Source organism: Brotaphodocola sp. (assembly GCF_050873365.1).
Taxonomy (GTDB): domain Bacteria; phylum Bacillota; class Clostridia; order Lachnospirales; family Lachnospiraceae; genus Brotaphodocola.
Window position 1 is genome coordinate 1 of sequence record NZ_JBNMIQ010000032.1, and the last position, 22,789, is coordinate 22,789.

A 22,789-nucleotide genomic window follows, 5' to 3' on the forward strand; every position below is an offset into this window, starting at 1 on the left:
AAGTCGACGCTCGCGGAGACTTGGCGCGTGATTTTGGTCAGCTCTGCTGACATCTTCTTATCAAAATCACTGCGCATCCTCGCGGAGCGTATAACTCAGAAGGGGATTGTCTCCCCTCCTGAGAAAGTTTGTGATACCCCACCTATAGAGGAGGGGGACATCCACTCTGGGTTATACTGGGACTGGCGGGGGAGGAGGAAATGAGATAGATGGCATTTTTAGATCAGTTGGAGCCTTTTTATGGGACAGGAGCGAGAAATCGACAGGGGCAGAATCTCGAAGAGTTTTTGGATGCCTACAATCCAAAGAAATATGACACACCGAGCAATACGACCGACATCATTGTGGTCAGAAGTGCAGAAAAACTGGTTCGCTGGGGTCAGCTGATTCAGGTTCTGATGGTGAAACGCAGTAACCATCCGAGCATTGGATTCTGGGCGACACCGGGCGGATTTGTGGAGCTTCGAGAGGATCTGGAAGAGGGAGCGAGGAGAGAACTTGAGGAGGAGACCGGAGTCTCAGGACTTCCGCTTCGTCAGATGCGCACCTGGGGTGCATGGCAGAGGGATCCGCGCTGGCGAGTCATCACGACCTCTTTTCTGGCGCTTGTGGAGGGAGATCTTCCGGTTCAGGCGGGAGATGATGCCGATGAGGCACTGTGGATGGATGTTTCCCTGTCAGAGAAAACGTCCAAAGACGGGGAAACTTTAAAAAATCTGGAAGAGACACAGGGAATCCGGGATATCGAGATCTGGGAACTTTCTTTGAAAAATTCCAAGCATGGAATCGCGCTTCATGCAGAGGTTGCGGTCTGCCATCGGGGAAGCGGGATTTTGCAGGAAGAAGAGTACAGACTTCTCTCGAGTGACGGGATTGCCGTGGATCATGGATGTCTGATCACGCAGGCACTCTTATATCTGAAATCGCGTCTTGAGCAGAGCTGACCAAAATCACGCGCCAAGTCGATGCTTGTGTCGACTTGAATTTGTGCAATGCATGAATGGGAAGGAGAATCTGGAAAGAAGGATGGTCAGTTTTTCTTTTTTGTGATAAAATAACAGTAAATTTACCATCCTTGAGAAAGAAAAGTTGAGTGAGGATAAAAATCTTTTTGTGCAGAGGAAAACGCAGAAATGGGGAATGAGATAAGGAAGGAAAGAGTTCTGCTGGTGGACGATTCGCAGTTAAATCGGGCAATGTTGGCAGAAATTCTAGCGGGAGAATTTGAAATTCTTGAAGCGGAAAACGGAGCGGAAGCGTTGAAGCTGATCCGAAAATATGAAACCGGAATCTCATTAATTCTCTTGGATATTATGATGCCGGTGATGGATGGATTTGAATTGCTGGCAATTATGAACAAGAATCATTGGATTGAAAATATTCCGGTTATTATGATTTCCGCAGAGAATGGATCTGCCTATGTGGACTGGGCTTATGAGCTTGGAGCGACCGATTACATCAGCCGACCATTTGATGCGAAGGTGGTGCAGAGGCGCACCCAGAATACGATTATGCTCTACGCCAAGCAGAAGCATTTGATTGGTCTTGTGACGGATCAGGTCTATGACCGGGCGAAGGGCAACTGGATCTTGGTCAGTATTCTCAGCCATATTGTTGAATTTAGAAATGGCGAGAGTGGACTTCATGTGATGCATATCAATTCGATCACGGGAATTCTATTGGAATGTCTGGCGAAAAAGACGGACAAGTATGGACTTTCGTGGACGGATCGTTCGATGATTACGCTTGCGTCGTCGCTTCATGATATCGGAAAGATCGGAATTGACGATAAGATTTTAAATAAACCGGGAAAGCTGACAAAAGAAGAGTATGAGATCATGAAGACGCACGCGGAGATTGGTGCGTCGATGCTGAGCCAGATTGATTTCTATAAGAATGAAAAGCTCGTAAAGGTTGCGTATGAGATCTGCAGGTGGCATCATGAGCGCTATGATGGAAAAGGGTATCCGGATGGCTTAAAGGGTGAGGAGATCCCGATCTCTGCTCAGGTTGTCGCCCTTGCGGACGTTTACGATGCCCTTGTGAGTGAGCGCGTCTACAAACCTGCCTATTCCCACGAGCAGGCGATTCAGATGATTTTAAATGGGGAGTGCGGAGCGTTCAATCCTCTGCTTCTCGAATGTCTTGTGGAGTGTCAGGATCGCATCACAAAGGAACTGGAACTGCGTTCTGTCGGTGATCAGAATGTCCGTCAGATGAGAAATGTCGCGGATGAGTTGCTCCAGAGACCGGAGTTCTCGATTGCGGAGCGAACCCAGCAACAGCTTGAGTATGAGAGAATGAAGGACAAGTTCTATTCGTCGCTCTCGAAGGAGATTCGCTACGAGTACACGACTCAGCCGATGATGTTGACGTTCTCGGAGTGGGGCGCAAAGGCGCTTGGAATCGATGAGGTGACGCTCGAGCCGGAAAAGAATGAAAAGTTATTGGAAGCGTTTCCGTTGGAGGAGATTGAAAGCCTCAAGGAGAGTTTCTTTGAGACGACACCGGAAAATCCGGAGATTGAGAACACATATCGGATTCGGATTGATGGAACGTTTCGGGATTGCAGGATTGTCAGCAGGGTGATCTGGTCAAATGAGGCTTTGCCACAGTGCAACGGAAGCATTGGCAGAATTCTGCCGGAATAGGAAAATAGGAAGCAGATAATAATTGTCTGAAAAAATACGCGAGATCTCGCAGATGCAATTGACATCGTGTAAAGATAGTGTTAATATTTTCTTATATAACAGTAAAAAACAGAAAATTCAGAAAACAGAAAATAAAGTGAAGAGTAGAAATGGAATCCGAATCAGAGCGTGAAGAATCCGATACAGAACACAGAACAATGTTCGGAGATAGAATGATTCGGTATAGAATCTACGTGGAAACAGGGGGACAAGTATGAAAATAGCAATGCTTGGTCATAAGAGAATCCCGTCGAGAGAAGGAGGAATTGAGACCGTTGTCACGGAGCTTGCGGTGAGAATGGAAAGACGGGGAAATCAGGTAGAAGCTTACAATCGTTGGGAGCCTTTTAATAAGGATCTTCCAAAGATTCCAAAAGAGTATAAGAATGTGAAGCTTCATAAGATTCTGACTTCGCAGAAGTCTTCTTTAAATGCATTTATTTATTCAGTTTTGGCAACAGGAAAGGCTCTTTTTGGCGGGCACGATGTGCTCCATTATCATGCAGAGGGAAGTTGTGCGATGATCTGGTTGCCGAAACTGTTTAAGATTCCAGTTGTGGCGACAATCCACGGACTAGACTGGAAGCGTGCCAAGTGGGGCAATTTCGCGACGAAGTATCTGCTTTTTGGCGAGCGTGTCGCAGCGCGCTATGCCGATGAGATCATTGTGCTTTCCAAGGATATGCAACACTATTTTTTGGAGACGTATGGGCGGGAGACACATTATCTGAACAATGGAATTCAGGTGAATGATCCGGTTGCCCCGGACAAGATCCGAAAATTTGGTTTAAAAGAGCAAAATTATATCCTGTATCTTGGAAGAATTGTTCCGGAGAAGGGAATTCACTATCTGATTGAGGCATTCCGTGGAATTGACACGGATGTCAAGCTCGTCATTGCGGGAAATGCGGACAAGACGAATCCTTATGCCATGTCGATCTGCGAGAAGGCAGAGAAGGATGACCGGATTATTATGCCTGGATTTGTCGAGGGACAGATGCTTGAGGAACTTTACAGCAACTGCATCGCCTATGTGCTTCCGAGTGATGTCGAGGGAATGGCGATCACGATGCTTGAGGCGATGAGTTACGGCGCACATTGTATTTTCAGTGATATTCCGGAGAACAGAGAGGTCGCCGGGGATTATGCCCGATATTTCCCGGTAGGAGATGTGAAAGCACTTCGCGAGCGTTTGAAACTTGCAATTTCCCTTCGAGAGTCTGAGAAGAATGCGGATGGGGAGCGAGAGATCGCCTACATCAAGGAGAAATTTGGCTGGGAGCCGGTTGTGGACAGCACGCTGGATATCTATGAGCTTGCGATCCGTAAGGTGAGAAAGCGCGTGGCATCACAAAAAATGGGATGAGATAAACGAAGAGAAGTCCGGGTTACTGGAATAAGACAGAAAAAATAGAACGAAAAGAAATAGAAAGAAAAGAGATAAGAAAAAACTCCTGTGATCGGAATTCCAAATCCGTATCGTATCACAGGAGTTTTTTGTTGGCGTGTCTGTTTTTATGGATTTAGGGCTTTGGGCTTGCACAGCTGTCGCGCTCGACGATGTGATGCGGGACGAGAATCTTTGTCGCAAGCAGATTCGGATTCTCGATGTGGTTGATCATCTGGGATGCCGACTCAATGCCGAGCTGGAAGGAGTTGATGTCCACTGAGGTCAGCTGGGGCGAGGTCAGGCGTGCAAACAGCGAGTTGTTGAATGAGATGATCGAGAGGTCATCGGGGATGGACAGACCGATCTCAAGGCAGACGCGCTCTAAGGCAACGGCGAGGATGTCGTCACTCACGACAAGTGCTGTCGGACGATCCGGGCGCTTGAGAAGCTCAAGAAGGGGCTGACGATCTTCTTCATTTGCAGATTTCATCTCGATGCAGTAAGCAGAATTTAACGGGATCTGGTGGCGAAGCAGGGCAGTTTCGTAGCCGGTGCGTCGGTCAGCGGAAAACATCATCGTGCTGTCACTACCGATGTAGCCAATCTTTCTGTGACCGAGCTGATAGAGATATTCGGTCGCGTCCTGACCGGCGAGCAGGTTGTCATTGTCGATATAGATTGTCTGGTTGGCAAACTGATAGGCTTTTCCGATCAGAACATAGAGAAGTCCCTCATTGTAAAGGAAATCTGTAACAGGATCCTGGCGCATCGAATAGAGGACGATGAAGCCGTCGACCTGTCCACTGCGAGTCATCGAGCGGATCGCCTGAAGTGTCTCCTCTGTGCTGTCGCCGGTGATGATTGTGTTGATGTACTGTCTCTGGTTGCAAAACTGGCTGATTCCGCGGATTGCCTCAAGGTAAAATGAGTTTTCATAGGCTTCCCTTGCGGAGGGTGGGAGAATGATCCCAATCGTGCGGGAATTTTGGGTGGCAAGGTTGCTCGCCTGAAAATTTGGTTCATAGCCGAGCTCACTCATCGCCTTGCGAACTTTTTCCTTTGTCTCCGCGCTGATGGACGGGTTATTCTTGCAGGTGCGGGAGACAGTCGAAGGGGACACGCCTGCGAGCGCTGCAACATCTTTGATTGTAACTGCCATAATCAAGAACCTCCGGTTTCTTTTCTCTTTTTCTTTCTTTTTTCGCTGTTTTGTTTTTTTGATTTGATTCTTTCTGATTTTTCTATTTCGAATTCTGACTCTTCTATTTCTTCTATATTGTTTCTTTCCATTTCGGATTCTGATCTTTATTTTAGAGGAAAGTTGCAGAATTGTCAATTTGTGTTTGCATGAAAATTGCATAGATTGCATGCATGAAAAATGCATTTGCATAAAACACGCAGGAGCCTGTTTGAAACAGCGTTTTGATATATGGGAAAAGTGCATAAAAACCGTGCAAAAAATTGTGAAAAACGTGGAAAACAAAAAATAAGTAAAGGAAACACTTGAAAAATCTGTGCAAACGCATTATATTTAATGCAAGCGGTTGCATAAAACAAGCGCAACAACATGCACAGGCAGAGAGAATGGGTAGAAAAAGGCGATTGCGAATTACACAAATGCAGAAATTGCACAAATGCAGATCGAGCCGGTGCAGGAGGAGCAAGAAGGCAGGGAAACTTGCAGAGATGAGAAAGATGAACCGCAAAGAAAGATTGAGACAGCAACAGGGGACAGCAGGGGAAGAGTCAGGCAAAAAAGAAATTTAATGGTAAGACATGTATGAGGGAGGTTACGGTATGGAGAACAGAGATGAATCCTGTATGGGAATCCGGATTTTGTCGCCGGTGACAGGAAAAGCAATTCCGTTGGAGCAGGTGGATGATCCGGTATTTTCACAGAAGGTGATCGGAGATGGAATGGCAGTCATCCCGTCGGAAGGAACGATTGTGAGCACGGTGGATGCAGAGGTGGTGTCCGTTGCGGAGACCAAGCATGCGTTTGGTCTGAAGACAGAGGATGGACTTGAGCTTCTGATTCATGTGGGACTTGAGACGGTTTCCTTAAAGGGAGAATGTTTTGAAGTGTTTGTAAAGCCGGGCGATCGCGTCAAAGCCGGACAGAAGCTTGCAAAGGTTGACTTGGAATTTCTGAAGGAGAAAAAAATCAGCGCAGTGACACCGGTTCTGGTCTGCGGAGGAATGGCAGGAAAGAGCTTAAACTATGGCGAAGGTGAGATGAAGGCGGGAGAGAGCGTGCTTCTCACGGTTCTTGAGAGCTGTGAGCACAGCGCGGAGACTTCCACTTCGGTTTCCACGAATGAAGAGGCACAGGCAGGAGCACAGAAGTCTGTATCGGTGGCAGAAAAATCGGGAGATAGCGCTCAGGCAGAAGCAAAGGCGAGCGCAAAGGAATCCAAGAAACCGGCAATCAATTTTGATTTTCTTCAGAAACTCGGCAAGGTGCTGATGACGGTTATCGCCGTTATGCCGGCAGCGGGACTGATGATCAGCCTTGGAAAACTCGTTCAGATGGCGGGCGCAGATGTCTCGATGATCGGAACGATCGGAAGCACGATGGAGAACATCGGATGGGCGGTCATCAACAACCTGCACATTCTGTTTGCAATCGCAATCGGCGGTTCCTGGGCCAAGGAGAGAGCTGGCGGTGCATTTGCAGCGATCATCACTTTTATTCTGATCAACCAGATCACGGGTTCAATCTTCGGTGTGACCTCCGCAATGCTCAGTGACGCAGATGCGGTGACGCACACACTTTTTGGAAAAGAGATTCTCGTAAACGGATATTTTACCTCGGTTCTCGGAGCACCGGCACTGAATATGGGTGTGTTTGTCGGCATCATCTCCGGTTTCGCAGGTGGTGTGATTTACAATAAGTACTACAATTTCCGCAAACTTCCGGATGCACTCGCATTCTTTAACGGCAAGCGTTTTGTGCCGATGGTCTGCATCGCATGGTCGGTTGTGATTTCCCTTGTCCTTGCAGTTGTATGGCCGGTTGTTCAGTCCGGAATCAATGCATTTGGTGTGTGGATTGCGAATTCTTCCTCCACCTCCCCGATTCTGGCACCGTTTATCTACGGAACCTTGGAGCGTCTCTTACTGCCGTTTGGTCTGCATCACATGTTGACAATCCCGATGAACTACACGTCCTTCGGTGGCACTTACACAATCCAGACCGGAATCAACGCAGGTGCTCAGGTATTTGGTCAGGATCCGCTCTGGCTTGCATGGGCAACGGATCTGATCAACTTTAAGGATGCAGGCGATATGAATGCGTATGTCAACCTTCTGACAACGGTAACCCCGGCTCGTTTCAAGGTTGGACAGATGATCGGTGCAACCGGACTTCTGCTCGGTATCGCACTTGCGATGTACCGCAGAGTTGATCCGGATAAGCGCCAGAATTATCGTTCGATGTTTGTCTCCACGGTTCTCGCTGTCTTCTTAACCGGCGTAACCGAACCGCTTGAGTTCTTGTTTATGTTCTGTGCCCTTCCGCTCTATGTGGTCTATGCGGTATTACAGGGATGTGCATTTGCGATGGCAGGTGTGATTCATCTGCGTCTGCACTCGTTCGGAAATCTGGAGTTTCTGACCCGTGTGCCGATGTCCTTAAAGGCAGGACTTGCAGGAGATTTAATTAACTTTGTGATCTGTGTCGCCGTCTTCTTTGTGATTGGATACTTTGTGGCATACTTTATGATCGGCAAGTTTGGATTTGCAACTCCGGGTCGTCTCGGAAATTACACGGATGAGAATGGTGACGAGAGTGCGGATGCATCTGCCGGAAATAGCCAGGGTGCAAGTGCAGGTGCAACAAATGCAGGTGGAAATGGCAGTCAGGCAGAGCGCATCATCGCTCTTCTCGGAGGACGCGAGAACATCACGCTTGTCGATGCCTGCATGACCCGTCTGAGAGTGACGGTAAAAGATCCGAGTAAGGTCGCAGAGCTTCCGGCATGGAAGGCAGAGGGCGCACTTGGACTGCTCAAGAAGGACAATGGAATTCAGGCAGTATACGGACCGAAGGCAGATGTTCTGAAATCTGATATCAATGATATTTTATAAGTAATAAATTTGTTTTGGAGATACATATATTCATTTTGTGGTTCATTTGGAAATTGAGGAGATGACAGGGAAATGAAAATTCTGACACTCAATGCTCATAGTCTGGTAGAACCGGACTATGAGAAGAAATTGGCACTGTTTGCACAGGTTGTATGGAGAGAAAAACCGGATATCATGGCATTTCAGGAGGCGAGCCAGAGTCTTGCTGGCTTCCCTCTGCCAGATGAGGAGGCAGAAGGCTATCTTCCGGTTGCCGGCTATGAGGGAAGACTTCACAGAGACAATTACGGGGCGAATCTCGCAGGTCTGCTCAAAAAGTTTGGTCTCGATTACTTCTGGACCTGGGTTCCGGCAAAACTGGGATACGACATTTACGAGGAGGGTCTCGCAATTTTTTCGAGGAAACCGGTGGTGGAGACGGATCAGTTTACAATCAGCGCCGTTGATGATTATCATAACTGGAAAACGCGAAAGATTGTCGGCCTGAGAAATGAGGATGGCTGGTTTTACACTGTTCATATGGGCTGGTGGAAGGACGAGGAGGAGCCCTTCTCGGCACAGTGGAAGTGTGTGTCAGAGCACCTTGCACGAAGGAAAACTCAGCTGACGGAGAGACAGGGACTGTGGTTGATGGGAGACTTCAACAGCCCTGCCTCTGTGCGAGGAGAGGGCTATGATCTGGTTCGCGAAAGTGGATGGTCAGATACCTATCTGCTTGCAAAACACCGGGACGAGGGGAGCACGGCTTCCGGTGGAATTGATGGCTGGAAAGACGGGAAATCGGAGAGCGGAATGCGCATTGACTATATCTGGTATGCGGGAGAGATTTCGATTGCATCCTCTCAGGTGATCTGTGATGGAAAGAAATATCCGCAGGTGTCTGATCACTGTGGGGTGATGATTGAGACGGAATCCGGCACACAGGAATAGAAAAAAGACAGGTATGCAAAAAGAGTAGAGAATGTAGAGAATTATGTAGAGAATTATAAAGAAATGATAAAGAAACGATAGTGATGAATTGAGATCGAGAAAACGAGGAAGAGAGAGGGAGATTAAGGTGAATAGAGAAGCGGGAATTCTTTTATCAATCAGTAGCCTGCCATCCAAGTATGGAATCGGCTGTTTTTCAAAGAGTGCATATGAGTTTGTAGACTGGCTGAAAAAGGCAGGTCAGAGCTATTGGCAGATTCTGCCACTCGGACCGACAAGTTATGGGGATTCTCCGTATCAGTCTTTCTCCACCTATGCAGGAAATCCGTATTTTATCAGTCTTGAAGAGCTGATTGAGGAGGGGCTTCTGACGAAAAAGGAGTGTGCAATTCTCGAGAAGGATGCGGTAAACGGAACAATCAATTACGAGAAGCTGTACAAACACCGCTATCCGGTTCTTCGCAAGGCGTATGAGCGCAGTAAGATCAGCGAGAACGAGGAGTACCAGCAGTTTGTGCGGGAACAGTCCTGGTGGCTTTCCGATTATGCGCTGTTCATGGCAGTAAAAGACCGTTTTGAGGGAAAACCGTGGACAGAGTGGGCGGAGGATATTCGTCTTCGCTGGAACAATGCGATGGATTATTATCGCAGAGAATTGTACTTTGATATTGAATTTCAGCAGTATCTTCAGTTCACGTTTTACAAGCAGTGGATGAAGCTCAAGGCGTATGCGAACAGTCAGGGAATCCGTATCATCGGCGATATTCCGATCTATGTAGCGATGGACAGTGCAGATGCCTGGGCAAATCCTCAGCTCTTCCAGCTCGATGCAGACAATGTTCCGCTTGCAGTTGCAGGATGTCCGCCGGATGGATTTTCTGCGGATGGTCAGCTCTGGGGAAATCCGCTCTACCGTTGGGATTACCATCGCCAGACCGGGTATGCATGGTGGATTCAGCGTCTGAATTATTGCTTTAAGCTCTATGATGTTGTGAGAATTGATCATTTCAGAGGATTTGATGAGTACTTCTCGATCCCGTATGGGGCAAAGACGGCGATTGGCGGTCACTGGGAGAAGGGGCCGGGAATGGATCTGTTTGCCCGCGTGAGAGAAGCTCTCGGTGAGAAGGAAGTCATTGCGGAGGATCTTGGATATGTGACGGATTCTGTGAGAAAACTGGTATATGACAGTGGATTCCCGGGCATGAAGGTTCTCGAGTTTGCATTTGATTCCCGCGATTCAGGCTGTGCAAACGATTATCTGCCACACAATTACACAGAAAACTGTGTCGCCTATACCGGAACGCATGACAATGAGACGATTGCGGGCTGGTTAAACAGCATCACTCCGGCAGAACAGCAACTTGCGAGAGAGTATCTCTGTGACACTTACACGCCAAAGAAATACCTCTATCGCAGTTTCATCGCATTGATTATGCGCTCCCGCGCTTCCCTTTGCGTGATCCCGATGCAGGATTACCTCGGACAGGACAACAAGAGCCGGATGAATCGCCCGTCCACCGTTGGAATCAACTGGAAGTGGCGAGTAAAAGAGGAAGAGCTTAGCACAGCACTTCAGACGGAGATTCGCGGCATCGCAAGACGCTACGGAAGACTTGGCTGGCAGTGGCAGGATGAGCTCGACCAGCCCAAGACTGCGACTGCAAGCAAAGGATAATAGAAAGAGCATCTCGGTGCTCAAAATGATCCGACCTTGGATTTAAGATTTATCAGAGGAAGCAGGACTCTGACAGAGTTCCATGCTCTCTCTGAGCCATTTGCACGTCGCCTCCTCGCGGATGATCGCACCTCGCAGAACCATATAGTCGGTCAGTGCTTCTTTGCCTTCCGGGGGAAGAGTCTGAAATTTTTTGGAGTTTTCCTTTAAGTGGTGCAATCGGTTTTCATGCTGGGAGAGTTGATCGGTCAGCATCTGAAGCTGGCGTTCGGCACCGATACAATCAGAAAAGAACAGCTGTAACCGGAATTCGTCTTTCGGGGAAGCTGGCATTGGAAAAAGAGTCTGTTCCCATTTCAGAAAGAGGTCTCGTCCTTTTTCTGTGATGGAATAGACTTTTTTTTCGAGCACAGTTCCGGAAACCTCGATCTCGTACTGGACAAGACCTTCTTTTGTGAGACTTTTGAGTTCCGGGTAAATCTGGCTGTGTTTGGCAGTCCAAAATTCAAACAAAGTAGTCTCAAATTCTTTTGCCATCTCATATCCGCTCATGCTTCGGCGGTTTAACAGTCCTAAAATTGCATATCGCAGGGTTCCCATAGTTAGTTCCTCTTTCTTTGTTTTATGGATTTTTTCTTGTAGCATTTAATTCTTATTTATATTTTTTATATTTCCAGTTGTTTTATTTTTTGTTCCTTCTTTAACGCCCATTATATCATACACTCGCAAACTTGTGCTACCGCACTCCTCTGCCTGCTAACACAGGCGGTTTGCTCGTTAATGGCGCAAGAAAAACAAATGCCTGCTTCGCAGTCGCTTGTTTTTCTTTAACGATCATTATATCACAAAAACAAGTAAAAACAAACATGTCAATATTGACATGTTTTGAACGAAGTGTTACGATAGGAAAGGAGATTGATGAGAATCAATAAGAAAAATAAGGGAACACAATAAAACGAGAAATAATAAAACAAATAAATAATAAGATAAAGACAAATAAATAATAAAATAAACAACCAGTCAACTCAACACATTAACATATATAAAAATTACCAGATGGAGGAAATGCTATGAAGTACAAGTACCCGCATCTTTGCAGTCCGATCACGATTGCAGGAAAGACCTTTTCAAACCGCATGTTTTCTGCCCCGATGGGAGGAACGGACATCACGAACGATGGCTGTATCGGACCGAAATCCACGGCATTTTATGAGCTTCGCGCAAAGGGTGGAGCGGGAGCCGTGACCGTCAGCGAGTGCATGGTTCATCCAAAGACGGACGGTTCCCATGCTTATCATCTCGACACGACAATCCTGAATTCCCTTGCATCCGCGACCTACACGGCAGATGCAATTTCCCGCCACGGCGCAGTTGCAAGCCTTGAGCTTTCTCACTCGGGCATGTATGCGGGAACTTATATGACGGACAAATCCCGTCAGCATGAGATGTGCCAGTGGGGACCGTCTGACACCGTGCGCCCGGATGGAGTGCAGGTGCGCGCGCTCAGCAAAGAGCAGATCGATGAGATTGTGACCGCATATGGAACGGTTGCAGGGCTTGCAAAGCGGGCTGGATTTGAGATGATCATGATTCATGGCGGTCACGGCTGGCTGATCAACCAGTTCTTGTCCCCGTATTTCAATCACAGAACGGATGAGTACGGCGGTTCTCTTGAGAATCGTTGCAGACTTGCCTCAGAGGTTCTCGATGCGGTCAGAAAGGCAGTCGGACCGGCATTCCCGATTGAGTTCCGTTTCAGCGGATCAGAGTTGTTTGAGGGCGGATATGATCTTGAGGAGGGTGTTCGGATTGCACAGCAGTTGGAATCCAAGATTGATCTTCTTCATGTCTCTGCGGGAACGTACCAGAGAGGTTTCGGGGATACGCATCCGTCCATGTTTAAGGATCATGGATGCAATGTTTACTTGGCAGCGGAGATCAAGAAACATGTCTCGGTTCCGGTTGCAACGATCGGCGGACTGAATGATCCGGCGCAGATGGAGGAGATCATCGCTTCCGGAAAGGCAGATGTCGTTTACATGGCGAGAGCGCTTCTCGCAGATCCGTACCTTCCGCGCAAGGTGATGGAGAACCGCGATGACGAGATCGTGCACTGCCTGCGCTGTTTCACCTGTATGGCAGAGCGTGCGATGACGGCGACGAGAAGATGTACCGTAAATCCGCTGATCGGAAGAGAGCTTGAGGGAGATGAAGTTTATCCGGCACCGGTGAAGAAGAAGGTACTCGTTGTCGGTGGAGGTCCGGGCGGACTTTATTCTGCTTGGACGGCGAGAAGACGCGGTCATCAGGTCATTCTCTGTGAGAAGGAAGACCAGATTGGCGGAATCTTAAAGAGCGAGATCGCACTTCCGTTTAAGAAAGAAATGTATGAGCTCAGCCGGACTTACGAGAAGTTTGCGCGTGAGAGTGGGGTGGAGATTCGTCTGAACACGGAGGTGACGAGAGAGTATGTCGAGAAGGAAGCTCCGGATGCGCTGATTCTTGCAGTCGGATCAAAGCCGTTTGTACCGCCGATTTCGGGAATCGATGGAGATCAGGTGATTGTGGTCAACGATCTCTACAAAAAGCAGGATCAGGTGACCGACGAGGTTGTCGTCATGGGAGGTGGACTTGCAGGCTGTGAGTGTGCAATTCATCTCGCACAGGAGGGAAAGAAGGTGCATCTGGTCGAGATGCGTGATGAGCTGGCTCCGGATGCGAATATTCGTCATCGTCCTCTGCTTCTCAAAGAGATTGAGAAAGACGGAATTCAGGTACATACCGGTCACTGCGTCGAGAAAATCGAGAAGGATGGCGTATGGTGCAAGAATGCACAGGGAGAGTCCGTGCTGATTGCCGGTACCACCGTGATCTGTGCGCTCGGTCAGCGTGCACGCGCGGATATCGTGGAAGCACTTCGCGACAGTGCTCCGTTTGTTCGTGTGATCGGAGATGCCAGAAAAGTATCAACAATCACCAATGCGGTTTATCAGGGTTACCACGCAGGACTGGATATCTAAGAAAATCTGAGAAAATGGTGGATGCGTCCGATATTTTTCCAGAATTTGGTCACTTTCGTTCTCTGCGATGAAATGAGATACGGTTTACTTAAAAAATATTAAGATAGCGGAAAAATATTGCAAAGTCTCTTCTTTTTGTTTTATAATGTTGCACAAGAAATCCAGCCTGCATCTGCTGAATTCTGAAGGGGTCTGTTCCCCGCTCTTCATGCGGGGAATTTGAGGTATGATGACGATTATAATCAGAAAGAGGGGACTTTTTTTATGATCGAAGAGATTATGGAGTACAATCGCAAATTTGTTGAGAACCGTGGTTATGAGCCGTATCTGACAAGCAAATATCCGGATAAGAAGCTCGCAATTTTGACCTGTATGGACACGCGCCTGATCGAACTGCTTCCGGCAGCACTGGGAATCCGAAATGGAGATGCAAAGGTGATCAAGAACGCCGGTGGAGTAGTCAACCATCCTTACGGAAGTGCAATGCGAAGCCTTCTCGTTGCAATCCTTGAGCTCGGAGTTGAGGAAATCATGGTCATCGGTCATACGGACTGTGGTGTTCAGGGAATGAATGGCGCAGAGATGCTCAAAAAGCTCGTAGAGCGGGGAATCTCTCAGGAGCACATCGACATCATCCGCCACAGCGGAATTGATCTGGAAGACTGGCTTGGCGGATTTGAGTCGGTTGAGGTTTCTGTCATTGACACGGTTTATGTACTCCGCAATCATCCACTTATGCCGAAGAACGTGAAAATCGGTGGATTTATCATGGACTCTGTGACCGGTGAACTTCATCAGGTGGAGGAGCACTGCTAAAGAATGTGCCAGGGCACATTCTTTCTTAAAACATCGATCAGACCTGTGCGTGTGATGCTGTTTTCTGTGATAAAGGATTATGGCATTAATGGTATTATGCGTCAGGTGGACGATTTGGATGATCGGGATGATCTGGTCTTTTGCTGGATCATACTGCGATACTGTTTCGGGGATTGTCCCTGAAACTTCCGAAAAACTCTGGAAAAATAATTTGCATCGAAGAACCCGCATCGAGAGGAGATTTCTCCGACCGGCAGACTTGTCGTGTTTAGGAGAATCAGAGCCTGTCGGATGCGGGTTTTGTTGATGTAATCGGTGACGGTCATGCCGGTCTCCTTCCGGAAGATCGTGGAGAGATGGCTCTCCGAGACGGAACACTGTCTGGCAAGCCAGAAGAGTGAGAGCTCAGTATTATAGTAGAAATCAATGTTGTTCATGCAGGTCTGGACAAGCTGGGAGTAGGAGCGTCTTGAGTAATTCTGGACGAGGATACAGTATTTGCGAACCATTGTGCTGTTGAGCTGGTTGAGCTGATCGACGGTCATTGCGGACTCGATCTGGATTGCAAGGGTGCGCGAGAGATTGTCGATGTGGAGCGGGTGAACTCCCCCAAATTCTGCGGATTTGCGAAGCAGAGTGTTGAACGTGAACAGGATATTTTTTCTGTCACGCAGAGGAGAGGCAACGCGCGGGCTTAATCGATAGGAGAGAAAACGCTGACAGCGAATCATCGCCTCCTGTGTATTGCCGGAAGCGACGGCCTCCATCAGGTCATGTTCTGCCTGGTAACGATCCTCGATTGCAGTCAGGGCGACGTCCGGTTGACTTGGCAGGGAGTAGTCTGCGCCCTCCGGGGTCGTGAATCCCCATGCCTCCTCGCCGACAGTGATCTCACGAAATAGGATGGGATTTTTGCTGAATTTCTGAAGAAAGAAGAGCATCGTGTGAACCCACATTTCCTGAGAAGGAACAATCGGGGTGTAATTATAAAATTCCACAAAATCTTGTTGATAGAGTGGATTGATCTTAAGCGCGGAGATCCGTTCTGAGATCTCGGATGTGCTCAAAGACTGAAAGAGGATCGGACCGACGCAGAGAATCGGGGAGGAAGTCTCGGAGCTGGAATCAGAAAAGTCTGCCGGCAGGCGGAAAAAGGTGTAATTCATCAGAAGCTCATCCTTGTAGAGATAGAAGGTATCACTGTCGAGATGGGATTCGAAGAGGTCAGTGACCAGAGAGTACTGAGGGTTTGCGTGCATGCGTTTGCGAAAGCCCAGATCAATCTCCTCGCACTGGGTCTTGGGATCTGTGACGAACAGAACATGGAGTCCCCAGTGCTCGTACAGTTCCGTCATCAGAGTCAGGATTTCCGCGCGGGTTGTCGTTTCTTTTCCTTCTTTTGTTTCGTTCATTTTTTTCATAGCTGGTCCCTCTCATTTTTTCAATTTCTTATTTTATTTCGTGTTCTTGCTTATTCCTGTCTTTTTTTCCTTTTCCATTTAGATTCTTTTCTTTGTTTCTGTCATTTTTTTGAATCTTGTCTCTTAATCCACACTCTATTTTCTTTCGTACAAAAATGATCTCATTTATTATATTAACAAAAAATAATGCTAATATCAACGAAAATCGTCCTATGAAAAAGAGAAGATTCCGAGTATAGTTAAGTCATCACTTATGGGGCACATAACTAATATATTAACATATCTTAATGAAATGGGAGGGCAAACATGAGAGAAGTGATGAATCTCAATGCGGGATGGAAATTTATTCAGCAGGATGTGGGACTGCCGGAGTCATTTCCGGAAAATTGGAAATCTGTTGATCTTCCGCACACTTGGAATGCGGTGGATGGTCAGGACGGAAATGGAAGCTATGACCGGGGAAGCTACTGGTATGCGAGAACGTTTGAGACGCCAGAGCAACCGCTTGGGGGCGGTCGCACCTATGTGGAGGTTTTGGGAGCGGGACAGCAGGCGACGGTGTACGTCAACGGTAAGAAAGCGATTTATCACGAGGGCGGTTACTCAACATTCCGCGCGGATGTCACCGATCTGTGCCACACGGATGGAACGAAGAATCTGCTGGTGATCAACTGCTCGAATGAGTACAAGGATAGTGTGTATCCGCAGTCCGCCGACTTTACGTTTTACGGTGGTCTGTATCGGGGCGTGAATCTGATCAGCGTTCCGGCGGTTCACTTTGATTTGGATTACTACGGCGGACCGGGAATCATGGTGACACCGAAGCCGGATGAGTGTGGCGGGGCAATCTTTGAGATCAAGAGTTTTGTGACCGGGGCAGATGAGAATTTTACCGTGCTTTACAGCATTGAGAATGCGGAAGGCGAGGAGGTTGCAGGTGGGTTGAGACCGGCTGACAGTAGTTCAATTACGATCTATGTAAACAACGTCTCTCTCTGGAGCCCGAAAACCCCTTACTTATACAAGGTGAGAGCCTCTCTTCTCAGACGCAATGAAGTCTATGACGAGCTGACCGTTCAAGCGGGCGTGCGCAGTTTCTCCTGCGACCCGAACAAAGGATTTATCCTGAACGGGGTGCCGACTCCTCTTCGCGGTGTGAGCCGTCATCAGGATAAACTCTACAAGGGAAATGCGCTGACAAAGGAAGATCACTATGAGGATGCGCGCATCATCAAGGAACTCGGCGCAAACACGATCCGTCTGGCGCATTACCAGCATGCTCAGGAATTCTATGATGCCTGCGATGAGCTTGGATTTGTGGTCTGGGCGGAGATTCCGTTTATCAGCGTCTTCAACAAAGATCCGGAAGCTCATCAGAACTGCATCCAACAGCTCAAGGAACTGATTATTCAGAATTATAATCACCCGTCGATCTGTTTCTGGGGCATCTCAAACGAGATCCTGATCGGAGGAATCTCGGAGAAACTTGTCGAGAATCACAAGGAGCTGAATGCTCTTGCAAAGGAGCTTGATCCGACGAGACTGACGACGATCGCCCATGTGAGCATGACTCCGCTTAAGAGCCCAATGCACCATATCACCGATGTGATCAGCTATAACCATTATTTTGGCTGGTACGGCGGAAAGATGGAGGACAATGGACCGTGGCTTGACCGCTTCCATGAGCTTCATCCGGATCTCTGCCTGGGACTGAGCGAGTACGGCTGTGAGGGCGTGATCACGAACCACGGACCGAATCCGGCGTGCAAGGATTACTCGGAGGAGTATCAGGCACTGTATCACGAGCATATGGCAAAGGTTTTGAATGACAGACCTTGGATGTGGTCAAGCCATGTCTGGAACATGTTTGACTTTGGATGTGCAGCGCGAAATGAGGGCGGTGTTGCAGGAAGAAACAACAAGGGTCTTGTGACAATTGATCGAAAGGTAAAGAAAGATAGTTTTTATATTTATCAGGCATACTGGAGCGAGAAGCCGATGGTTCACATCTGTGGACGACGCTATGCACAGCGCGCCGGCGAGACGACAGAGGTTCGCGTTTACTCGAACCAGCCGAGCGTCAAGCTCTTTGTAAATGGAACGCTTGTGGAGGAGAAAGAAGCCGACAAGGTATTTGTCTTCACGGTATCCTTGAAAGAGGGAAACAACATTCTGGTTGCGGAGGCAGGAAGCGTGAAAGATTCGATCTCTCTTGAAAAAGTGGAAAAAGAGCCGGAGATCTATGTGCTTCCGGAAGTCAATGAGCGTGCTGAGGGAGTTGCAAACTGGTTTTCGAGCGTCGGCGATATGGATCTGAAAGCGCCGATGGAATTCCCGGAGGGTAAGTACAGCATTCGCGACACGATGGAGGAGATTGCAAAATCTCCGGAAGCGCTTGAGATCACCGCACATGCAGTCAAGCTGGCAACCAACTTTATTGTGAAGCCGGGCACTGGCATGTGGGATATGATGAAGAAGATGACACCGGAGTCGATGTCAGGTCTTGCAAGCGGAATGATGCCGGAGGGATTCCTTGAGAGCCTGAACGCAAAACTGATCAAGATTGATCGGGTGTAAACAGTAAAAATACCAGGGAGCCAGGGTCTGCAAAAGGCAGACTCTGACTCCAGAATAGGAGAAGAAAAAAATGGCAGGACAGGCAAAGAAAAATGTAAAACCATTTGGTTTTGCAGACAAAGTGGGATATTTCTTTGGAGATTTCGGAAATGATTTCACGTTTATGCTGTCATCGATGTTCATGATGAAGTTCTACACGGATGTGATGGGGGTTTCAGCCGGAATCGTGGGACTTCTGATGATGGCGGCAAGATTTGTAGATGCAGTGACGGATGTGACGATGGGACAGATTGTAGACCGATCTGCACCGACGAAGGATGGAAAGTTCAAACCGTGGATTCGTCGTTGTTGCGGACCGCTCGGAATCTCCGCTTTCTTGATGTTTCAATCGGGATTTGCGGGCATGCCGATGGGATTTAAGATCTTCTGGATGTTTTTGACCTATCTGCTTTGGGGATCTATTTTCTATACTTCCGTAAACATCCCGTATGGTTCGATGGCGTCCGCAGTATCTCCGGAGGCATCTGACCGTGCACAGCTCTCCACGTTCCGTTCGATGGGAGCTTCCTGTGCAAACCTGGCAATCGGAACTCTGACCCCGATGGTTGCTTATGTGACGGTTGACGGAGCAACGGTTCTCTCCGGAAGCCGTATGACGATGATCGCAGGTGTGTTTGCAGCGTGCGGTATCATTTGCCATCTGCTCTGCTTCCACTTTGTGACGGAGCGTGTGGAAGTTCCTCAGAAGACGGAAAAACTCAATGTCGGTGCAATGTTAAAGAGCATTTTTACAAACCGTGCTCTGCTTGGAATCATCGTAGCAGCAATCCTTCTGCTTCTTGGCATGCTTGGTATGACGGGAATGGCTCCGTATGTCTTCCCGGTTTACTACAACAGTGGTTCTTCACAGTCCATGTCCTCCATGTTCAGCAGTCTTGCTTCTCTGTTTGTCGTGGCTCCGCTGGCATCTAAGATTGCCGCAAAAGTTGGAAAGAAAGAGATGTCGATTGTCGGCTGTCTCGTATCCGCAGGAACCTGGATTGTATGTCTCTTTGTGAGACCGGAAAGCCCGATTGTGTTTGTAGCATTCTATGTAGTTGCTTATACCGCTTTAACCTTCTTTAACATGGTAATCTGGGCAATGATCACCGATGTCATCGATGACGCGGAGATCCGCAATGGAGTCAGAGAGGATGGAACCATCTATTCCGTATACTCTTTCGCAAGAAAACTTGGTCAGGCATTTTCTTCCGGTATGATCGGTGGACTGATGACCGCAATCGGATACTCCAAGGCGGTTGCAGCAGATCCGTCCGCTTATCCGGAGGTACTGAAAAAGATCTTCGATCTGGCTTGTCTGATCCCGGCATCCGGAATGATTCTGGTTGCACTGGCACTGCTGTTCATCTATCCGTTGAACAAGGCGAGAGTCGATGCAAACGTTGCAGAGCTGAAGAAGAGACGCGCATAAGCGTATCGCTCTATCGCTCAGAAGATAGCAATACCCCCTTCTTTGACAGATGGGGGGTATCGCGTTTTTTTATTATTCGGTTAGTATTTAAGTCGGGGTAGTTCACGGTGATTTTTGGGATAATTAAGTGAATTAGGTGAAGCGAGAAGACGAAGAAAGCTAAGAAAGCAACGATAAAAAACAAGGATAAAAAACAAGGTTACGAAAAGATAGGATACAAAAAGAAAAGATAAGAAACGAAGAGAGGAAAAATTATGGCAAAGAAAGCATCGGAGCATGTCCGTTATTATCAGAATCCGAACGGTCCGGTGATCGGAACGGTGTCGAGAAAGGTGATTGAAAAAGACGGACTTTATTTTAAAGATCTCGACGGAAGCGGGGAGTTTCAGACATTTGATGACTGGAGACTTCCGGCGAAGGAGCGCGCAGAGGCATATGTAAAGACGCTGACGACGAAGGAGAAGATCGCTCAGCTCTTCATCTCGGACTGGCGCATGGGAAAATATCACGATCGTTTTCCGGATCATAAGGCAGTTCTTGATGAGTCCGGAGTTCTCGATGACGCAGAGTTTCACGGAAAGACGATTTTCGGAGAACAGCATCTTCCGGGAACGACAGAGTTGATCAAGGAGTGGTTTTCGAGACATCTGATTCTTCGCGATGCACCGACTCCGGAGGATATGACGGACTGGATCAACCAGCTTCACGCCGTTGCCGAGGAGTGTGAGCACTTTGTTCCGGTTCAGGTCGTGTCAAATTCCCGAAATGAGAACGGTGAGCTGATCTTCGGAATGAACGATGCAGGCGGTGTGTTTGCATCGTGGCCGGGTACACTCGGCATCGCTTCGGCAGTCCGCGGAGATTCCATCGAACTTGTGGACGAGTTTGCAGACTGCGTTCGCAGAGAGTGGGATGCAGTCGGAATGAAAAAGGGATACATGTACATGGCAGACGTGATCTCTGATCCGAGATGGCAGCGCAGTTACGGTACTTTCGGAGAAGATCCGAAGCTGATCTGTGACATTTTTGAGAGAATCATCCCGATCATTCAGGGAAGCAAGGACGGAGTGACCCCGGACGGTGTGGCGATGACCGTGAAGCATTTCCCGGGCGGTGGTGCGAGAGAAAATGGCTTTGATCCGCATTACAAGATGGGGCAGTGGAACGTCTACCAGACAGAAGGATCTCTTCAGAAATATCATCTTCCGGGATTTGCGACCGCGATCTCGGCAAAGGCTTCGTCGATCATGCCGTACTACGCAAAACCGGCGAAAGAGAAGAGTGCTCCTCAGACCGACAGAGAGGGCAGAGAGATGGAGATGGAGCCATACGGATTTGCGTACAATAAGCCGTTCATCGATGGACTTTTAAGAAAACAGATGGGATTTGAGGGATATGTAAACTCGGATACCGGCATTGTCCACAACATGAACTGGGGTGTGGAGATGCTTGACAAGCCGGAGCGCATCGGCTTTGCAGTCACCCACGCAGGTGTTGATCTGATCAGTGGACTCTTTGACCAGAAGGAAGGTCAGGAGGCGTATGCGCGTTCAAACAACGACTACTATGAGAAGAATCTGCTTCCGGAGGGCTTTAAAAAAGAGGAGGTTGTTCTGACCGATGAGAGCCTCGACCGCGCAGTCACCCGCACGATGACCGAGATGTTTGCGCTCGGCATGTTTGAGAATCCGTACCGCGATCCGAAGCGGGCGGAGGAAGTTATTTATAATCAGACTGACTGGGATCATGCGATGGAGGCACACAGAAAGAGTGTCGTTCTGTTGAAAAATGATGGAATTTTGCCACTCACCGCAGAAAAGTGCGATGGAAAAAAAGTGTATGTGGAGTGTTTCCACAAAGACCCGAAAATGGCAGAAAAAGCGACGGAATCTCTCGAAAAACAGATGGCAGAGGATGCGATGGGCGTGACTCTGACAAACAACGTCGAGGAGGCAGATCTTGCGATCCTTCTGCTTCAGCCGTCATCTGGCGCGTACTTCAGTGCGACACCGGGCTATCTGGAGCTTGATCTTTGTGAAGATAAGGAAGTCTGCAACGTCGATGAGGAGGGGCGTCCGACCGCAGAAACCCATTTGGAGACGACGTTAAGTGGCGTAAAACGAATTGCAGAGATTGCAGAGACCGTACACAGCCACGGTGGAAAGGTGATCGCAAACGTCAATATCACGCTTGCATGGGAAGTTGGAAACGTAGAGCCACACTGTGATGCATTTCTTGCAGGCTTTGACACCTATGTCTCGGCGACTCTCGATGTGATCTTCGGACGGTTTGCACCGACCGGAAAACTGCCAGTGACTCTGCCGAGAGGGGATGAGGTTCTCGCAGTCAATGCGGACGGCGTCTGCATCAGCCCGAACGATGTGCCGGGATACGACAAGGATCAGTATCTGCCGGAAGAGTTGAAGGACGAGAACGGAAAGGGCTATGCTTACCGTGACGGTGCCGGAAATTATTATGAGCTGGATTTCGGTCTGAACTATTAATGGGTTTTATGAATGGTTCTTTGCGGATTGAGAAATAAAAAACGAAGTTCAAACAAAGCTCAAAATTAGGAAAATCAGGAAAATCGGGAAAACAAAAATAAAAAGCGAACATCGAAACGTGTAAAAAACAGAAATCGACAGGAACGAAAAAAACGAAGAGACGGGGAAATATCCGAAAAAACAGGATATTTCCCCGCTTTTTT

Annotated in this window: 16 protein-coding genes; 12 read left to right on the forward strand and 4 right to left on the reverse strand. The window is 48.2% G+C overall.

The window, feature by feature from the left end; all coding sequences use genetic code 11:
* The 4 genes from ACR0QT_RS12365 to ACR0QT_RS12380 all read left to right on the forward strand — a co-directional run.
* The coding region (locus ACR0QT_RS12365; protein WP_432631021.1) for a hypothetical protein at positions 1-204 on the forward strand (204 nt) is incomplete at its 5' end.
* 5 nt (positions 205-209) lie between these two features.
* Complete coding sequence (locus ACR0QT_RS12370) at positions 210-944, forward strand: NUDIX domain-containing protein (protein ID WP_432631022.1); 735 nt, start codon at positions 210-212, stop codon at positions 942-944.
* A gap of 189 nt (positions 945-1,133) precedes the next feature.
* Positions 1,134-2,651 (forward strand): HD-GYP domain-containing protein, encoded by a 1,518-nt coding sequence (locus tag ACR0QT_RS12375; RefSeq protein WP_432631023.1) that lies wholly within the window; start codon positions 1,134-1,136, stop codon positions 2,649-2,651.
* Between the two features lie 253 nt (positions 2,652-2,904).
* Positions 2,905-4,056, forward strand: a complete 1,152-nt coding sequence (locus ACR0QT_RS12380; RefSeq protein ID WP_432631024.1) for a glycosyltransferase family 4 protein — start codon at positions 2,905-2,907, stop codon at positions 4,054-4,056.
* Between the two features lie 157 nt (positions 4,057-4,213).
* Here the strand turns inward: ACR0QT_RS12380 and ACR0QT_RS12385 are convergent, their stop codons facing one another.
* Together ACR0QT_RS12385 and ACR0QT_RS12390 are read right to left on the reverse strand one after the other, a co-directional pair.
* Complete coding sequence (locus ACR0QT_RS12385; protein ID WP_432631025.1) at positions 4,214-5,239, reverse strand: LacI family DNA-binding transcriptional regulator; 1,026 nt, start codon at positions 5,237-5,239, stop codon at positions 4,214-4,216.
* Between the two features lie 2 nt (positions 5,240-5,241).
* Positions 5,242-5,370, reverse strand: a complete 129-nt coding sequence (locus ACR0QT_RS12390; RefSeq protein WP_432631026.1) for a hypothetical protein — start codon at positions 5,368-5,370, stop codon at positions 5,242-5,244.
* Between the two features lie 507 nt (positions 5,371-5,877).
* Between ACR0QT_RS12390 and ACR0QT_RS12395 the strand changes: the two genes are divergently transcribed.
* The 3 genes from ACR0QT_RS12395 to malQ all read left to right on the forward strand — a co-directional run bounded on the left by ACR0QT_RS12395 (position 5,878) and on the right by malQ (position 10,777).
* Entirely contained in the window at positions 5,878-8,169 is a 2,292-nt protein-coding gene (locus ACR0QT_RS12395; protein ID WP_432631027.1) for a PTS transporter subunit IIBC, read from the forward strand.
* Positions 8,170-8,241: 72 nt separating this feature from the next.
* Positions 8,242-9,099: an endonuclease/exonuclease/phosphatase family protein gene (locus tag ACR0QT_RS12400; RefSeq protein ID WP_432631028.1), complete on the forward strand. Its 858-nt coding sequence runs from the start codon at positions 8,242-8,244 to the stop codon at positions 9,097-9,099.
* An 88-nt stretch (positions 9,100-9,187) separates the two neighbouring features.
* The gene (malQ, locus tag ACR0QT_RS12405; protein WP_432631029.1) at positions 9,188-10,777 is read left to right on the forward strand and encodes a 4-alpha-glucanotransferase; all 1,590 of its coding nucleotides are present in this window, start codon (positions 9,188-9,190) and stop codon (positions 10,775-10,777) included.
* 42 nt (positions 10,778-10,819) lie between these two features.
* On the opposite strand, the gene ACR0QT_RS12410 is transcribed toward malQ, so the two are convergent.
* Complete coding sequence (locus ACR0QT_RS12410) at positions 10,820-11,377, reverse strand: PadR family transcriptional regulator (protein ID WP_432631030.1); 558 nt, start codon at positions 11,375-11,377, stop codon at positions 10,820-10,822.
* A gap of 470 nt (positions 11,378-11,847) precedes the next feature.
* Between ACR0QT_RS12410 and ACR0QT_RS12415 the strand changes: the two genes are divergently transcribed.
* Both ACR0QT_RS12415 and ACR0QT_RS12420 read left to right on the forward strand, forming a co-directional pair.
* The gene (locus ACR0QT_RS12415; RefSeq protein ID WP_432631031.1) at positions 11,848-13,797 is read left to right on the forward strand and encodes an FAD-dependent oxidoreductase; all 1,950 of its coding nucleotides are present in this window, start codon (positions 11,848-11,850) and stop codon (positions 13,795-13,797) included.
* A 264-nt stretch (positions 13,798-14,061) separates the two neighbouring features.
* A complete protein-coding gene (locus ACR0QT_RS12420) occupies positions 14,062-14,613 on the forward strand; it encodes a beta-class carbonic anhydrase (protein WP_432631032.1) in 552 nt (183 codons plus the stop codon).
* 101 nt (positions 14,614-14,714) lie between these two features.
* On the opposite strand, the gene ACR0QT_RS12425 is transcribed toward ACR0QT_RS12420, so the two are convergent.
* Positions 14,715-16,034: a helix-turn-helix transcriptional regulator gene (locus ACR0QT_RS12425; protein WP_432631034.1), complete on the reverse strand. Its 1,320-nt coding sequence runs from the start codon at positions 16,032-16,034 to the stop codon at positions 14,715-14,717.
* Positions 16,035-16,340: 306 nt separating this feature from the next.
* Between ACR0QT_RS12425 and ACR0QT_RS12430 the strand changes: the two genes are divergently transcribed.
* The 3 genes from ACR0QT_RS12430 (at position 16,341) to ACR0QT_RS12440 (ending at position 22,586) form a co-directional block, all read left to right on the forward strand.
* Positions 16,341-18,611: a glycoside hydrolase family 2 protein gene (locus tag ACR0QT_RS12430; RefSeq protein WP_432631036.1), complete on the forward strand. Its 2,271-nt coding sequence runs from the start codon at positions 16,341-16,343 to the stop codon at positions 18,609-18,611.
* 70 nt (positions 18,612-18,681) lie between these two features.
* Positions 18,682-20,082 (forward strand): MFS transporter, encoded by a 1,401-nt coding sequence (locus tag ACR0QT_RS12435; RefSeq protein WP_432631037.1) that lies wholly within the window; start codon positions 18,682-18,684, stop codon positions 20,080-20,082.
* A gap of 254 nt (positions 20,083-20,336) precedes the next feature.
* The gene (locus ACR0QT_RS12440; protein ID WP_432631038.1) at positions 20,337-22,586 is read left to right on the forward strand and encodes a glycoside hydrolase family 3 N-terminal domain-containing protein; all 2,250 of its coding nucleotides are present in this window, start codon (positions 20,337-20,339) and stop codon (positions 22,584-22,586) included.
* Positions 22,587-22,789 lie beyond the last annotated feature (203 nt).

What these genes read in the sequence shown, in the direction of transcription:
- ACR0QT_RS12420 (WP_432631032.1), top strand. Translation starts at nt 14,062, where the DNA reads ATGATCGAAGAGATTATGGAGTACAATCGCAAATTTGTTGAGAACCGT.
- ACR0QT_RS12395 (WP_432631027.1), top strand. Translation starts at nt 5,878, where the DNA reads ATGGAGAACAGAGATGAATCCTGTATGGGAATCCGGATTTTGTCGCCG.
- ACR0QT_RS12385 (WP_432631025.1), bottom strand. Translation starts at nt 5,239, where the DNA reads ATGGCAGTTACAATCAAAGATGTTGCAGCGCTCGCAGGCGTGTCCCCT.
- ACR0QT_RS12410 (WP_432631030.1), bottom strand. Translation starts at nt 11,377, where the DNA reads ATGGGAACCCTGCGATATGCAATTTTAGGACTGTTAAACCGCCGAAGC.
- ACR0QT_RS12380 (WP_432631024.1), top strand. Translation starts at nt 2,905, where the DNA reads ATGAAAATAGCAATGCTTGGTCATAAGAGAATCCCGTCGAGAGAAGGA.
- ACR0QT_RS12400 (WP_432631028.1), top strand. Translation starts at nt 8,242, where the DNA reads ATGAAAATTCTGACACTCAATGCTCATAGTCTGGTAGAACCGGACTAT.
- ACR0QT_RS12430 (WP_432631036.1), top strand. Translation starts at nt 16,341, where the DNA reads ATGAGAGAAGTGATGAATCTCAATGCGGGATGGAAATTTATTCAGCAG.
- ACR0QT_RS12375 (WP_432631023.1), top strand. Translation starts at nt 1,134, where the DNA reads ATGGGGAATGAGATAAGGAAGGAAAGAGTTCTGCTGGTGGACGATTCG.
- ACR0QT_RS12390 (WP_432631026.1), bottom strand. Translation starts at nt 5,370, where the DNA reads ATGGAAAGAAACAATATAGAAGAAATAGAAGAGTCAGAATTCGAAATA.
- ACR0QT_RS12440 (WP_432631038.1), top strand. Translation starts at nt 20,337, where the DNA reads ATGGCAAAGAAAGCATCGGAGCATGTCCGTTATTATCAGAATCCGAAC.
- ACR0QT_RS12415 (WP_432631031.1), top strand. Translation starts at nt 11,848, where the DNA reads ATGAAGTACAAGTACCCGCATCTTTGCAGTCCGATCACGATTGCAGGA.
- ACR0QT_RS12435 (WP_432631037.1), top strand. Translation starts at nt 18,682, where the DNA reads ATGGCAGGACAGGCAAAGAAAAATGTAAAACCATTTGGTTTTGCAGAC.
- ACR0QT_RS12370 (WP_432631022.1), top strand. Translation starts at nt 210, where the DNA reads ATGGCATTTTTAGATCAGTTGGAGCCTTTTTATGGGACAGGAGCGAGA.
- ACR0QT_RS12425 (WP_432631034.1), bottom strand. Translation starts at nt 16,034, where the DNA reads ATGAAAAAAATGAACGAAACAAAAGAAGGAAAAGAAACGACAACCCGC.